At 27.0% G+C, this 1,072-nt stretch carries 1 pseudogene; it reads left to right on the top strand.

The features are described from left to right. Nucleotides 1-1,072 (top strand): annotated as a pseudogene (locus AJN70_RS09965) (DUF2920 family protein); the annotation flags it as partial.

Raw genomic sequence — 1,072 nt, 5'->3', positions numbered from 1 at the left:
GATTCTTGTGATGATGTAGAACTAGGCATTAAAAGAACCAGTAAGCTTGAATATCGCATCAGTTATGATGATGAAAAAGATCTCAAAGCTATAGTTTTTGTCATAGGAGGTTATGGAGCTAATGCAAATATATATTTTTTAGATTCTTATAGAAATTATATTGCTAAAAATTTTGATGTAGTGACAATAAATGTTTTTTATCATTGTTTTTGCCAAAGGCGTTCAGATGTTGAGAAATATAGTGCATACAAATATTTTCAAGAGGAAGATATTGAAAATATTAAAAATTTATTAAATCAGTTTCATTTTTCTTATGGTGAAATAAATAATGATAATGCGCTTTTTTTAGCGAATTCTTTAGTGAAACATGTAGAAAATTTAAAAATGCAAAATAAACTCGATCATAACTTTAAACTAAATTTTACTTCAACTTTTATCCCACCTAATGGAGATTATCAAAATTTTGGCATTATGGCAGCTATTGATCATATTAATGCCTTAAAAGATTTAGCTAAACGCTTTCCAAAATTTGCAGATTTACCAAAAATTTATGGGGGGGTCTTATGGAGGATACTTATCTTTACTCATAGCAAAAATAGCTCCTTGGTATGTGGATGGCGTGATTGATAATTCAGGTTCGGCTTTGCCACCTTTGATTTATATTTTAGGAAGAGAAATGGATAGTGGTTGTGATTATGTATTTGATGATCCAAATACTCTAATAGAATGTTTTCTAAAAACCCATTGGACACGTAAAGAAAATTCACCTTATTTTTTTAATAATGAAAATTATTTTATTAGAACATTGTTAAATAAAGATCATTTGATTTTACAAAGTCAAAAAAATAAAAATATTATTTATGTGAGTTATCATAGTAAAGAAGATCCTTTAACTCCAGCAAATTTTAAAGAACAAACCATGCAAATATTAAAAATTTTAGGATATGATGTAAGCTTAAATTTGATAGATGAAAATAAAATTGATGGAAAATTTATTAAAAATTTAGACCATGGTTGTGGTATACCTGATAAAGCCTTATTTAGAAAAGAACTTCCTTTAATGCTTGAAAAA

Origin of the sequence: Campylobacter sp. BCW_4341 (assembly GCF_001764255.1) — a bacterium.
GTDB classification, from domain to species: domain Bacteria; phylum Campylobacterota; class Campylobacteria; order Campylobacterales; family Campylobacteraceae; genus Campylobacter_D; species Campylobacter_D jejuni.
This window is presented reverse-complemented; position numbering and strand designations above follow the sequence as displayed.